Source organism: Corallococcus sp. EGB (assembly GCF_019968905.1).
Classification (GTDB): Bacteria; Myxococcota; Myxococcia; order Myxococcales; family Myxococcaceae; genus Corallococcus.
Window position 1 is genome coordinate 1613183 of the sequence record NZ_CP079946.1, and the last position, 12231, is coordinate 1625413.

The following is a 12231-nucleotide window of genomic DNA, read 5'->3' on the forward strand; positions in this document are numbered from 1 at the left end:
TTCCGTGACGCCCCCGAGGGGAAACCGCCGGGGGACGGAGGTCCGTTCCCCAGGCCTTGATGTCGTGGTGGCGGGCTACATCGCCCCGGCGCCGGGCATGTCGCCCAGGCCACGCAGCAGCACTTCGCGGGGCTTGGCGCCGTCCGCGGGGCCCACCACGCCGTCGCGCTCCATGCGCTCAATCATGCGCGCCGCGCGGTTGTAGCCGATGCGCATCTTGCGCTGGAGCATGGAGATGGAGACGGAGCGCATCTCGCTGACCGCCGCGAGCGCCTGGTCGTAGAGCTCGTCGGACAGCTCGTCCTCCTCGCCACCGCCGCCCTCGCCCTCCTCGTCGCGCGGCTTGAGGATGGACTCGTCGAAGACGGGCTTGCCCTGCGCCTTGAGGTGGTCCACCGCCTTCTTGATTTCATGCTCGGAGACGTAGGCGCCGTGCACGCGCTGCAGGTGGGCGCTCGTGGGCGGCATGATCAGCATGTCGCCCATGCCCAGCAGGGCCTCCGCGCCCACCGTGCCCAGAATGGTCATCGAGTCCGGCTTCGAGCGCAGCATGAAGCTGATGCGCGTGGGGAAGTTGGCCTTGATGATGCCCGTGACGACGTCCGTGGACGGACGCTGGGTCGCGACCATCAGGTGGATGCCGGCCGCGCGCGCCATCTGCGCGAGGCGCGCCACGTAGGTCTCCACCTCGCGGCTGGCGACCATCATCAGGTCCGCGAGCTCGTCGATGATGACGACGATATAGGGCAGCTTCTTGAGCTCCTTCTTCTCCGGGGAGGCGGCCTCCACCGGCGTGGACTCCTCGCTGTCCTCCTCGAACTCCGCGTCCTCCTCGCCGTCGGCCTCCAGGTTGGGGGCAGGCTCGGAGACGATGGCCTCACGCAGCTCCTCGTCGTCCTCGCGAGGCAGGGCCACGCCCAGCCCGTCGCTGGCGGATGCGGGGGCCGCCGGCATGGTGCTGCCCTCCACGTCCACGACGAGCATCTTCTTGGGCTTGGACTTCTTCTTCGCGGCGGGCGCGGAGGCGGGCTTCTCCTCCGACGCCTGCGTCTCCACCAGCTTGTTGAAGCCGGCGATGTTGCGCACGCCCGCCTCTGACAGCATCTGGTAGCGGCGCTCCATCTCCTCCACCGCCCAGCGCAGCGCGAGCGCGGCCTTCTTGGGGTCGGTGACGACGGGGAGCAGCAGGTGCGGGATGCCCTCGTACACGGAGAGCTCCAGCATCTTCGGGTCCACCATGATGAAGCGGACCTCCTCGGGCGTGGCCTTGAGGAGGATGCTCATGATCATGGAGTTCACCGCCACGGACTTGCCGGAGCCGGTGGTGCCCGCGATGAGCAGGTGGGGGGCCTTGGCCAGGTCGAGCACGTACGGCATGCCCTCGATGTCCTTGCCCACGCACATGGACAGCTTGCTGCTGCTCTTCTGGAACGTGTCCTGCTCCGCGATCTCCTTGAGGAACACCGTCTCACGGTCGCGGTTCGGCACTTCGATGCCGACCACGCCCTTGCCGGGGATGGGGGCGACGATGCGCACGCGCATGGCCTCCATGGCCATGGCCAGGTCGTCCTGGAGCGCGGCGATCTTGCTGACCTTGATGCCGGGTCCGGGCAGGAACTCGTACATGGTGACGACGGGGCCGGGGCGGATTTCGACCACCTCGCCCACGATGCCGAAGTCCGCCAGCTTCGCGCGCAGCTTCTCCGCCGTGACGAGGAACGCGTCCTTGTCCAGCGCGGAGCGCTCCTTCTTGTCCGCCTCCAGCACGTCCAGCGGCGGCAGGGAGAAGCTCTTGCGGTCGCCCACGAACTCGAACTGGTCCTGCGGCCGCTTCACGGCGGTGGGCTTGGGCGGCGCCTTGGGCTCCACGATGAGCGGCATGCGCGCCAGCGCGGAGGGCGGCGCGGGGACGAGCGCGTTGCCCGGCGCCGCGGCGGGCTGCTTCTCCGCGGCCACGGGCTTCGCGGCGGGCTCGGCGGCCGGAGGCGCGAGCGACGCGGCGGGCACCGGCGGCGTGGAGGGCGCGGCGGGCGGGGTGACGATCTGGGGCGTCTTGCGCGCGCGGCGGGGCGGCTCGGCGGCCTCCGCGCTGGCGGGCAGCTGCGGCTGGGGCGCGAGGAAGGACGCGGCCCAGGCCGGGTCGGCGCCCGGCTGACGGCGCTCGGCGCGCTCGGGCGGCAGCGAGGGCTGCTCGTCGGAGGCGTCGTCGGTCTCGTCCTCCCCGGACGGCTCCTCGCGGGCGAGCTTCTTGTCCAGCTTCTCGCGCTCCTTCTGCTCCTTGAGCGCCTTCTTCGCGTTGGCGGCCTGCTCCTTCTCCGTCTGCTTCGCCAGGCGCACGGCCTCCTCGGCCAGGGCCTCCGCCTCGGCGGCCTCGGCCTCCTCGGCCAGGCGCTCGGCCTCGGAGAGCTCCTCCTCCTCGGCCTCCAACTCCGCGAGGAACGCGGCCTCCTCCTCCTTCTCCTGCGCGAGCCGCGCCTGGCGGGCCGCGTAGTTGACCTTCTGCTGCTCCCAGAAGACGTGCGCGGCCTCGGAGGCGCGGCGGCCCAGGACGGTGAGGCCGGCCCACACCAGCGAGCACAGCTTGAAGAACGTGTACTGGGTGCCGACGATGAACGCCGCCGCGCTGATGGCGGTGACGAGGATGATGGTGCCGACGGTGGAGAACATCCCCTCCATCAGGCCGCCCAGGCTCGCGCCCAGCGCGCCGCCGGGCGGGTGGGCCCAGCCCTTGTCCTTGGCGAACATGAGCTGCGCGAGCACGGACACGCTGCAGGTGAGCAGCGCCAGGGAGATGATCTGCGGCAGCCGGCGCCGGTCGCGGTTGCCCACGAAGAGCACCACCGCGGTGTAGATGCCACCCACGGGGATGAGGTAGGCGCACACGCCCAGCGCGCCGCGCAGCGTCTCCGCGATGAGGTGGCCCATGGGGCCCACCGCGTTGTGGAAGCCGGGCCCCACCCGGTCATGCGCGTCGAACGTGGCGACCGCCAGCAAGGCCAGCAGCGAGGCGGCCAGGATGAAGACGCCGATGAGCGCACGTTTGGCGGGGCTGGCCGCGCCCGGCGCCTTCATCCGCTTGTTCGCGAGCGCCTTGCGACGCGTCGCGATCTCCTGCCGGGAGAGCACCGCCTTCTCCGCCCGACCACCCTTCTTGGCCGCTGTCATGGACCCCTGTTCCCTCTGCCCGATTCCAGCCGCGTAGCGAGCTGTAGCAATCCGCCCGGCGAGAATAGGGAGGGAGGGGGCGGGGTCAATTTTCCGGCAGGTGTCCGAGGGGGCTGGACAGGGCCTACATTTCGGGCGCGTCCCCGTGGCGAGAGGGTATGGTGCCCGCCGCCAAGGAGACCCCAAGACCATGTCCAACGTGACCCCCGACAAGCCCTCCCACAACGAAGACGACTACTTCGCGCGCGAGGAGATTGAAGCCAAGCGCAAGCTGGCCCTCCAGCAGGCCCAGCAGACCGCGGTCCAGCAGCGCGAGGCGCTCAAGCAGTTGCACTACATGAAGTGCCCCAAGTGCGGCATGGACCTGCAGACGCTGAAGCAGGGCAACGTGGAGCTGGAGAGCTGCTTCAACTGCCACGGCATCTGGCTGGACGCGGGCGAGCTGGAGCAGGTCATCCAGCAGCACGGCCACGAGGGCAGCGGCAAGGTGATGGCCGCCGTCCTCAACCTGTTCAAGCGCACGCCGCCGTCCCCGTAGCACCTCGAATCCGGAGGAGGTTCCCCATGGCCCTCACGCTCGAGCAGGTCCGGCACGTGGCCACCCTGGCGCGGCTGTCGCTGACGCCGCAGGAGGAGGAGCGCTACGCCACCCAGCTGTCCGCGGTCCTGGACGCGGTGGCGGAGCTGGAAGCGCTCGACGTGAGCCAGGTGGAGCCCACCTCCCACGCGACGCTCGCGTCCTCGCTCTTGCGCGAGGACGTGCTGCGTCCGTCGCTGCCCCCGGAAGCAGGGCTCGCCAACGCGCCGGCGAAGGTGGGCAGTGCCTTCGCGGTCCCGAAGATCCTGGAGTAGCCCGCCATGTCGTCGCTCACCGACCTGTCGATGCTGGAGCTGGCGGCGAAGCTGGCCTCGCGCGAGGTGTCCTCCGTGGAGGCCACGCGCGCGAGCCTCCAGCGCATCGCCCAGGTGGACCCGAAGGTTCGCGCCTTCCTGCGCGTGGACGAAGCCGGAGCGCTGAAGGCCGCCGAGGCCAGCGACGCGCGCCGCAAGGCCGGCAGCCCGCTGAGCGCGCTGGACGGCGTGCCCGTGGGCCTCAAGGACATCTTCCTCACGGAGGGCGTGGAGACCACCTGCGCCTCGCGCCTGCTGGAGGGCTTCGTCCCGCCCTATGACGCCACCGTGGTGCGCCTGCTGAAGGAGGCGGGCCTGCCGCTCGTGGGGAAGCTGAACATGGACGAGTTCGCCATGGGCTCGTCCAACGAATCGAGCGCGTACTTCCCCACCCACAACCCGTGGGACCTGACGCGCACGCCGGGCGGCTCGTCCGGTGGCTCGGCCGCGGCGGTGGCGGCGCGCGAGGTGTTCGGCGCGCTGGGCACCGACACGGGCGGCTCCATCCGTCAGCCCGCGGCGCTCACCAACACGGTGGGGCTCAAGCCCACGTACGGGCGGGTGTCGCGCTACGGCGTCATCGCCTTCGCCTCGTCGTTGGATCAGCCGGGGCCCATGGCGCGCACGGTGGGGGACACCGCGGCGCTCTTCCAGCTCATCGCTCGGCATGATCCGCTGGACTCCACCTCCGCGGACGTGGAGACGCCGGACTGCCTCACGGGGCTGGAGGACGGCGTGCGCGGCCTCAAGCTGGGCGTGCCGCGCGAGTACTTCGCGGAAGGGATGGACCCGGAGGTCGCGGGCACGCTGCGCGCGTCGCTGGAGGAGCTGGAGAAGCTGGGCGCGACGCTGGTGGACGTGTCGCTGCCGCACACGAAGTACGCGCTGGCGACGTACTACCTGCTGGCGTCGTCGGAGGCGTCCAGCAACCTGGCCCGCTACGACGGCGTCCGCTACGGACAGCGGGCGAAGGACGCGCGCGGGCTCAAGGAGCTGTACACGCAGACGCGGGGCCAGGGCTTCGGCGCGGAGGTGAAGCGCCGCATCATGCTGGGCACCTACGCGCTGTCCGCCGGCTACTACGACGCGTACTACCTGCGCGCGCAGAAGGTCCGCACGCTCATCCGCGAGGACTTCACGAAGGTGTTCCAGCAGGTGGACGCCATCGTGTCGCCCACGTCGCCGGTGCCGGCGTTCAAGCTGGGGTCGAAGGTGGACGACCCGCTGTCCATGTACCTGATGGACGTCTACACGCTGCCGTGCAACCTGGCGGGCCTGCCCGGCCTGTCCGTGCCGTGCGGCTTCACGCAAGGCGGGCTGCCCATGGGCATGCAGCTGTTGGGGCGCCCGTTCGACGAGGCCCGCCTGCTTCGCATCGCCCGCGCCTTCGAGCGTGAGCACGACTTCTTCCGCCGCGCCGCCCCCGTCTAGCGGGCGCGAGACACGGGTGACACCGCCATGCCCCTGAGCGACTTCCAGACGGTCATCGGACTCGAGGTCCACGCGCAGCTGCTCACGCAGTCCAAGATTTTCTGCGGCTGCTCCACCGCGTTCGGCGCGGAGCCCAACCACCACACCTGCCCGGTGTGCCTGGGCATGCCCGGCGTGCTGCCGGTGCTCAACCAGCGCGTGGTGGAGTACGCGGTGCGCACGGGCCTGGCGCTCGGGTGCACGGTGAAGCCCACCAGCGTGTGGAGCCGGAAGAACTACTTCTATCCGGACCTGCCCAAGGGCTATCAAATCACGCAGTATGATCAGCCCATCTGCGAGTGGGGCGAGCTGATCATCGACACGCCCTCCGGTGAGAAGAAGGTGCGCGTGCGGCGCATCCACCTGGAGGAGGACGCGGGCAAGAGCATCCACGACGCGTCCGCGTCCGCGGGGCAGAGCCTGGTGGACCTGAACCGCGCGGGCGTGCCGCTGATGGAGATCGTCAGCGAGCCGGACCTGCGCGACGCGGACGAGGCGGTGGAGTACCTCAAGGCGCTGCGCGACGTGCTGGTGTACCTGGGCGTCAACGACGGCAACCTGGAGGAGGGCAGCTTCCGCTGCGACGCCAACGTGTCGGTGATGCCCAAGGGCTCCACCACGTTCGGGCAGCGCTGCGAGCTGAAGAACCTCAACTCGTTCCGCTTCCTCAAGCAGGCCATCGAGTACGAGGCCGCGCGCCAGGTGGACGTCATCGAGTCCGGCGGCAAGGTGGACCAGGAGACGCGCCTCTGGGACGTGAACAAGGGCGTCACCCGGTCCATGCGCTCCAAGGAGGACGCGCACGACTACCGCTACTTCCCGGAGCCGGACCTGCCGCCGCTCCTCGTGTCGGACGCGCTGAGGGACGCACAGCGGCAGTTGCTGCCAGAGCTGCCGCGCGCCAGGCGCACGCGCTTCATGAGCGAGTACGGCCTGCCGGCCTACGACGCGCGCATCCTCACCGCCGAGCGCCCGCTGGCGGACTTCTTCGAGGCCTGCGCGAAGCACGTCTCCGACGCGAAGAAGCTCTCCAACTGGTTCCTGGGGGAGCTCAGCCGCCTGCTCAAGGAGGAGGGCACGCCCCTCTCCGCGCTGAGCTTCACCCCGGCGCAGCTGGGCGAGCTGCTGACCACGGTGGAGAAGGGCACGGTGTCCGCGAACGCGGCGAAGGACGTGCTCGGGGAGATGTTCCGCACGGGCCGCGCGCCCGCGGACATCATCGCGGAGAAGGGCCTCGCGCAGGTCAGCGACGTGGGCGCCGTCGAGGCGGTGGTGGACGACATCCTCGCGAAGAACGCGGGCGAGGTGGAGAAGTACAGGGCCGGCAAGAAGAGCGTGTACGGCTTCTTCGTGGGCCAGGTGATGAAGGCCATGAAGGGCAAGGGCAACCCCGGCCTCGTCAACGAGCTGCTCAAGAAGAAGCTGGGCGATTAGCGAGGCACGGTGACGTGGAGCACGTCCTCGCCGCGTGGAGCGGCGGACCGGGCGAGCACGTGCACGTCGTCCGGCCCCCGGCGCTCCAGGATGAGCGAGGGGGCCTCGAAGGTGTTGTCGAAGAAGCCGCCGGTGAGCTGCGGGTTCACCGCGTAGCGCACGCGCTTCAGGGTGCGCAGCTGCGTGAAGAGGCCCTCGTTGAACCACTGCTCGCGGCGCAGCTGCGTCTCGCCGGGCGCGTTGAAGGCCCAGGGCGCGTCCCAGCTCCACGCGTTGGCGGAAGGCTGCGCGATGACCTCCACGCCCAGCGCGTCCAGGTACTGCGCGCAGGGCACGAAATAGGGTTCGCCGGACGTGTGCGGTTCGCGGAAGCCGTCGTAGCAGACGAGCGTCCCCAGCTTCCCGAACGGCGTGTCCAGCACGGGCAGGTCCTCCGGGCGGCCCGGGCTCAGGTGCAGCACGTCCTCCTGCGTGGGCACCAGGTTCACCTTGCGCGTGACGGCGACGCAGTGCCCGTCCGGTGAGAACGTGTAGCTGGTGTTGAAGGTGCGCGCGCCCGCGGGCTCGTACTCGGGCGTGTCCGGGCCCAGACGGTTCATGGGCAGCAGCGCGCTGCCGGCCACCACCCACAGCCCGAAGTCCCGGGCGATGCCGGAGAAGGTCTCGTACATCGCGCGGTGCACGCGGGGCGCCACCGTGGCGTAGAGGCATTCCTCCAGCGTCGGCGGGTGGAAGGCGCTCCACGTGCGGAACATGCCGAGCCACTCCGCCAGCGCCACGCGCGCCATCGCCCCGTTCGTCGTCTTGCGGCGGCGGACGCGCGGGAGGTGCCCCAGCAGCCCCAGCGCCGCGCCCACCATCTCCGGCCAGACAGCGAGCGCGGGATTCAACGGCCGGCCCTCTGGGTCGCGAGGCCGCAGCGCGTCCACGCGGGCGGCGAGCGCCCGGTGATGCGAGGCGAACGTCGCCTGCGAGGCGTAGTCGTCGAGCGTGACGCGCGGCTGGATGGCGAACAGGTCGAGGGAGGAGGCCACAGTGCCGCGAGGATGGCACCGGCCTCCAGGCCGCGCGAGCGGCCCGGACATGGACCGTCAGGTTCCAGCAATGCCACCGTCGAGGCCGTGCCCATCAGGGGGACCCGTGACGCACATGAAGAGGACGCTCCACGTCGAAGTGCACCCGTTCGTCGACGCGGCGGAGGCGCTCGCGGGACGGAAGGCGAAGGCCCGTGGCGTGGCGCCCGACACCACCGTGTGGTGGCTCGCGGACGGGGAGGGTGATGGCGACGAGGTCCTCCACTTCGCGGACGCGTGGGACTCCTGGGAACGATTCACGCTGCCTCGCGATGCCCCGGACTTCGACTACGTCCAGCCGCTCCCGGGCGGTGAGGTGCTGCTCGTGAACGCGCGGTGCCGCTACCTCTCCGAGAGGGCGCACGAGCGCAACGCCCACGTCTACGAGCCCGAAGGTGCGTTGTCGCGCGAGCTCACCCTGGGGGACGGCATCGCTGACGTGCAGGCGACATCCGACGGACAGGTCTGGGTCAGCTACTTCGATGAAGGCGTCTTCGGCAACCGGGGCTGGGGCGGGGATGAAACCCGGCGCCCCATCGGCGAGGACGGACTGGTGCGCTTCGATGCACTGGGACGGCGGCAGGAGAGCGGCGTGCGGATGGCGCTGCCCGGGGAGCAGAGCATCTCGGACTGCTACGCGCTCAACGTCGCTTCGGAGCGGGAGACCTGGTTCTACAGCTACACGGACTTCCCGCTCGTGCGCATGCGGCCCGGCCAGCCCTCCACGCTCTGGCGCTCACCGGTACGGGGCGCACACGCCATCGTCGTCAGCGACACGCACGTCCTGTTCGGGGGCGGCTACGACGATGCCTTCCAGCTCCAGCTCTTCTCGCTCTACGACCGGGGCCACCAGCGCCTGGGGCCCGGGGCCCGCGTCATCCTCACGGATGAGACGGGCCGCCCGTGGCAGCCCTCGTGGCTCAAGGGCCGGGGAAGCTGGCTCCACGGCGCGGAAGGGACTCGCCACTTCCGCGTGCCCATGGAGGAGCTGATCGCCCTGGCGGCGGCTACTTGAGGAAGCCCAGCTCGCGCAGGCGCTGCTTGAGGAACGCGTCCGCGGTGATGGGCGGGTGGCGCGCCGGGTTGTCCGGCGTCTCCGTCTGCGGCAGCGGCTTGAGGATGCAGTCGGAGAACGGGTGCACGAAGAAGGGCATGGAGTAGCGCACCGTGTCCTGCTCGGGGCTGGGCGGGTTCACCACCCGGTGCGTGGTGGACGGGATGACGCCGTTCATCACCCGGCTCAGCATGTCGCCCGAGTCCACGACGATCTGCCCGCGCAGCGTGTCCACCGGAATCCACTCGCCGTCGCGCGTGAGCAGCTCCAGGCCGCCGGCCGTGCCCTCGCACAGGAGCGTGATGAAGTTGATGTCCTCGTGCTCCGCGGCGCGCACCGCGCCCGGGATGAAGCGGTCCTTCAGCGGCGGGTAGTGGATGAGCCTCAGCACCGAGTTGCCGTCCACCGTCATGTCGCTGAGCGTGTTGCGCTCGATGCCCAGGTACTCCGCCAGCGCCTGGAGCATCACCGTCGCCGCGCCGTCCAGCTCCCGGTAGAGCGTCAGCGTGTGCTCACGGAAGGTGGGCACCTCCTCCGGCCAGACGTTGGCGCCGTAGTCCTCGCGGTAGGGGTGACCCACGGGCAGCTCGCGGCCCACGTGCCAGAACTCCTTCAGGTCCCCCACCTTGCGGTTCTTCGCGTGCTCCTGGCCAAACGCCATGAAGCCCCGCTGCCCCGGACGCTCCGGCACCGCGTAGCGCGTCTTGGTGGACTCCGGCAGCTGGAAGAAGCGCTCCACGTCCGAGTAGGTGCGGCGGATGAGCGCGTCGTCGACGCCGTGACCCTCCACGGTCACGAAGCCGAACTCCTTGAGCGCGTCGCCAAACACCTGGACGAAGCGGGCCCGCTCCTCGGGAGTGCCGGAGCGGTAGTGGGACAGGTTCACGGTGGGGATGCGTCGAGCCGAGCGGGACATGCCGCGCATCCTACCCGCGTGACATCTTCCTGACACGCCGCAGTCCGCCGCCCAACCGTCACCCCGGCCCACGGGCCGGGTGCCCCCCTCATTTTGCGACACCCATCCTTGGCGGCAATGGATGCAGGGCTTCCAGGATGTGCAGATTGGGCAGGGAGTTGGCCAGGGGGGCGCGGTATGGCCGAAGTCGCGAGGAACGAGCGCACGTGCTCAGCGTGCGGGCTTGGACATGGCGAGGAGACGTCGTGCGACACGCTCGTCCGGGAGGCGGGGGGCGGGGGTGCGCGCACCGGGGAGTCGCCGGCCGCCGTGGCCCCTTCGGAGGAGGTGGATCCGCTGTTGGGCACCCAGATGGGCAGCTTCCGGCTGGTGCGCCGGGTAGGCCGGGGCGGAATGGGGTCCGTCTACCTGGCCGAGCACGTGTCCATTGGCAGCCGCGTGGCGGTGAAGGTGCTGCACGAGCACCTGACGCGCTACCCGGAGCTGGTGCAGCGCTTCCATGCCGAGGCCCGGGCGGTCAACCTCATCGGGCACGAGAACATCGTCAGCATCTTCGACCTCAACGCCGCGGCGCCCCGGCCCTACCTCATCATGGAGTTCCTGGAGGGCGCGCCGCTGTCCGCATGGGTGGGCACGGCGATGTCGGCCGGGGCGGTGGTGCCCGTGCTGGCCCAGGTGTGTGACGCGCTGCATGCGGCGCATGCGCGGGGCATCGTCCACCGCGACCTGAAGCCGGACAACATCTTCCTGGTGAAGCGCGGGCGGGGGATGCCGTTCGTGAAGGTGCTCGACTTCGGCATCGCGAAGCTGGTGGACGCGAGCATGCCGGAGACGGTGGCGGGCATCATCGTGGGGACGCCGGAGTACATGGCCCCGGAGCAGTCCCTGAGCCGGCGCCTGGACGGGCGCGCGGACCTGTACGCGGTGGGCGTCATCGCCTACCAGCTGCTCACCGGGCGGCTGCCCTTTCCCGACGAGGGGCTCACCGCCCAGCTCGTGGCGCACCAGACGCGGCAGCCGCCGGCCCCGCGCGCCATCTGTCCCTCGGTGCCGGCCGCGCTGGAGGCGGTGGTGCTGCGGGCCCTGGCGAAGACCCCGGATGAGCGCTTCCCCCACGCGCTCGCCCTGCGCGCCGCGCTGGAGCAGGCCCTCGCCGTGCGGCCCCCCCTGGCGCGGGCGGCCGTGGCCGCACCTCGTCCCTCGGCGGGGGCCTCCCCTGGGACTCCGGTCACGGGGCCCCGGCGCACCCCGTTGTTGGAGCCGCCGGGCCCGTCCGGGGGAAGGACGCTCCCGGGGGCCGTGCAGGTGGTGTTGCAGCCGGGCGCTCAGCCCCGGACCTTCACGGGCTCGGACCTGACGCGCGGGGGCGTGTTCCTTCACGCGACAGGGGAATTGCCTCCGCTGTTCGCCCAGGTCCGCGTGGTGCTGCCCCTGGCCTCGGGGGCGCTGTCCGTCACGTGCGAGGTGGTGCGCCACGTCTCGCCCGAGCAGGCCCAGGCCTGGGGCATGCGCCCGGGCTTCGGCGTGCAGTTCGTCGCGCCGTCCGCCGCGCTGAAGGCCCGCGTGGAGCAGCACCTCGCCGGCGCTCCGGTCTCTCCGGCGCCCGCCTCCCGGGAGCCTCCGGACGACGCGGAGGCCGAGCGCGTCCTGGCGCTGTGGCGCGATCAGCTGGCCGGGGAGGGGACCCACTACACGGTGCTGGGGGTGCCGCGGGACGTGGAGCTGGACTCCGCGCGGGAGCGGGCGCGCGAGCTGTGGAGCGCCCTGTCCGCGCTCAGACAGCGGCCCCTGTCGCGCGGGCAGCGCTCGCGCCTGGAGACCATGCTGCTCCGCGTGAGGGACGCGGGGGACACCCTGGGCGTGCCGCAGCGCCGGGCCCGCTATGATGCCCGGCTGGGCAATGCCCGGGGCGTGGCGCGGTGCCTGGAGGCGGGCCTCACGGCGATCCAGGCGGACGCCCTGCGCCGCGAGTTCCTCGCCGAGCAGCCCCGGGCGGTGGGCACCGCGCGCGTGCACTTCCTCACGGGCAGTGCGCTGGAGCGCGACGGCCAGCTCCAGCGGGCCCTGGAGGCCTACGAGCGCGGCCTGGAGCTGGATCCGCTGGAGTGGGAGTATCAGCAGCGCCGCCGCGTGGTGGGACGGGCGCTGGGGGCGCGCCTGGCCCACGCCCGAAATGAAAGAGCCCGATTCCCTGGGGAGGGAACCGGGCCCTGACACCACGGCAGGTG

General features: G+C 71.0%; 9 protein-coding genes. 6 read left to right on the top strand and 3 right to left on the bottom strand.

Translation table 11 applies throughout. The features are described from left to right. Nucleotides 1-75: 75 nt before the first annotated feature. A complete protein-coding gene (locus KYK13_RS06630) occupies nucleotides 76-3165 on the bottom strand; it encodes a DNA translocase FtsK 4TM domain-containing protein (protein ID WP_223642836.1) in 3090 nt (1029 codons plus the stop codon). Between the two features lie 190 nt (nucleotides 3166-3355). Here KYK13_RS06630 and KYK13_RS06635 point away from each other — a divergent pair, with 190 nt between their 5' ends. The 4 genes from KYK13_RS06635 to gatB are packed head-to-tail and all read left to right on the top strand — an operon-like array spanning nucleotide 3356 to nucleotide 6960. Further along, nucleotides 3356-3703 (top strand): zf-TFIIB domain-containing protein, encoded by a 348-nt coding sequence (locus KYK13_RS06635; protein ID WP_223642837.1) that lies wholly within the window; start codon nucleotides 3356-3358, stop codon nucleotides 3701-3703. Nucleotides 3704-3729: 26 nt separating this feature from the next. Beyond that, nucleotides 3730-4017, top strand: coding sequence for an Asp-tRNA(Asn)/Glu-tRNA(Gln) amidotransferase subunit GatC (gene gatC, locus KYK13_RS06640; protein ID WP_014394213.1), 288 nt, complete (start codon nucleotides 3730-3732; stop codon nucleotides 4015-4017). Nucleotides 4018-4023: 6 nt separating this feature from the next. Continuing rightward, the gene (gene gatA, locus KYK13_RS06645) at nucleotides 4024-5487 is read left to right on the top strand and encodes an Asp-tRNA(Asn)/Glu-tRNA(Gln) amidotransferase subunit GatA (RefSeq protein ID WP_223642838.1); all 1464 of its coding nucleotides are present in this window, start codon (nucleotides 4024-4026) and stop codon (nucleotides 5485-5487) included. A 27-nt stretch (nucleotides 5488-5514) separates the two neighbouring features. After that, nucleotides 5515-6960, top strand: coding sequence for an Asp-tRNA(Asn)/Glu-tRNA(Gln) amidotransferase subunit GatB (gatB, locus tag KYK13_RS06650; protein WP_223642840.1), 1446 nt, complete (start codon nucleotides 5515-5517; stop codon nucleotides 6958-6960). Here gatB and KYK13_RS06655 read toward each other — a convergent pair. Continuing rightward, entirely contained in the window at nucleotides 6957-7994 is a 1038-nt protein-coding gene (locus KYK13_RS06655) for a carbon-nitrogen hydrolase family protein (RefSeq protein WP_223642841.1), read from the bottom strand. The genes gatB and KYK13_RS06655 overlap by 4 nt on opposite strands. A 115-nt stretch (nucleotides 7995-8109) precedes the next feature. Between KYK13_RS06655 and KYK13_RS06660 the strand changes: the two genes are divergently transcribed. Then, a complete protein-coding gene (locus KYK13_RS06660; protein ID WP_223642842.1) occupies nucleotides 8110-9048 on the top strand; it encodes a hypothetical protein in 939 nt (312 codons plus the stop codon). Here the strand turns inward: KYK13_RS06660 and KYK13_RS06665 are convergent. Beyond that, complete coding sequence (locus KYK13_RS06665; RefSeq protein ID WP_223642843.1) at nucleotides 9041-10003, bottom strand: isopenicillin N synthase family oxygenase; 963 nt, start codon at nucleotides 10001-10003, stop codon at nucleotides 9041-9043. The two genes, KYK13_RS06660 and KYK13_RS06665, sit on opposite strands and share 8 nt — an antisense overlap. 177 nt (nucleotides 10004-10180) lie before the next feature. Between KYK13_RS06665 and KYK13_RS06670 the strand changes: the two genes are divergently transcribed. Further along, entirely contained in the window at nucleotides 10181-12217 is a 2037-nt protein-coding gene (locus KYK13_RS06670; protein ID WP_223642844.1) for a serine/threonine-protein kinase, read from the top strand. Nucleotides 12218-12231: the final 14 nt, after the last annotated feature.

Bases quoted from the DNA above. Each gene is read 5' to 3' on its own strand.
- KYK13_RS06660 (WP_223642842.1), top strand. From the start codon at position 8,110: ATGAAGAGGACGCTCCACGTCGAAGTGCACCCGTTCGTCGACGCGGCG.
- gatC (WP_014394213.1), top strand. From the start codon at position 3,730: ATGGCCCTCACGCTCGAGCAGGTCCGGCACGTGGCCACCCTGGCGCGG.
- KYK13_RS06665 (WP_223642843.1), bottom strand. From the start codon at position 10,003: ATGTCCCGCTCGGCTCGACGCATCCCCACCGTGAACCTGTCCCACTAC.
- gatB (WP_223642840.1), top strand. From the start codon at position 5,515: ATGCCCCTGAGCGACTTCCAGACGGTCATCGGACTCGAGGTCCACGCG.
- KYK13_RS06630 (WP_223642836.1), bottom strand. From the start codon at position 3,165: ATGACAGCGGCCAAGAAGGGTGGTCGGGCGGAGAAGGCGGTGCTCTCC.
- gatA (WP_223642838.1), top strand. From the start codon at position 4,024: ATGTCGTCGCTCACCGACCTGTCGATGCTGGAGCTGGCGGCGAAGCTG.
- KYK13_RS06670 (WP_223642844.1), top strand. From the start codon at position 10,181: ATGGCCGAAGTCGCGAGGAACGAGCGCACGTGCTCAGCGTGCGGGCTT.
- KYK13_RS06635 (WP_223642837.1), top strand. From the start codon at position 3,356: ATGTCCAACGTGACCCCCGACAAGCCCTCCCACAACGAAGACGACTAC.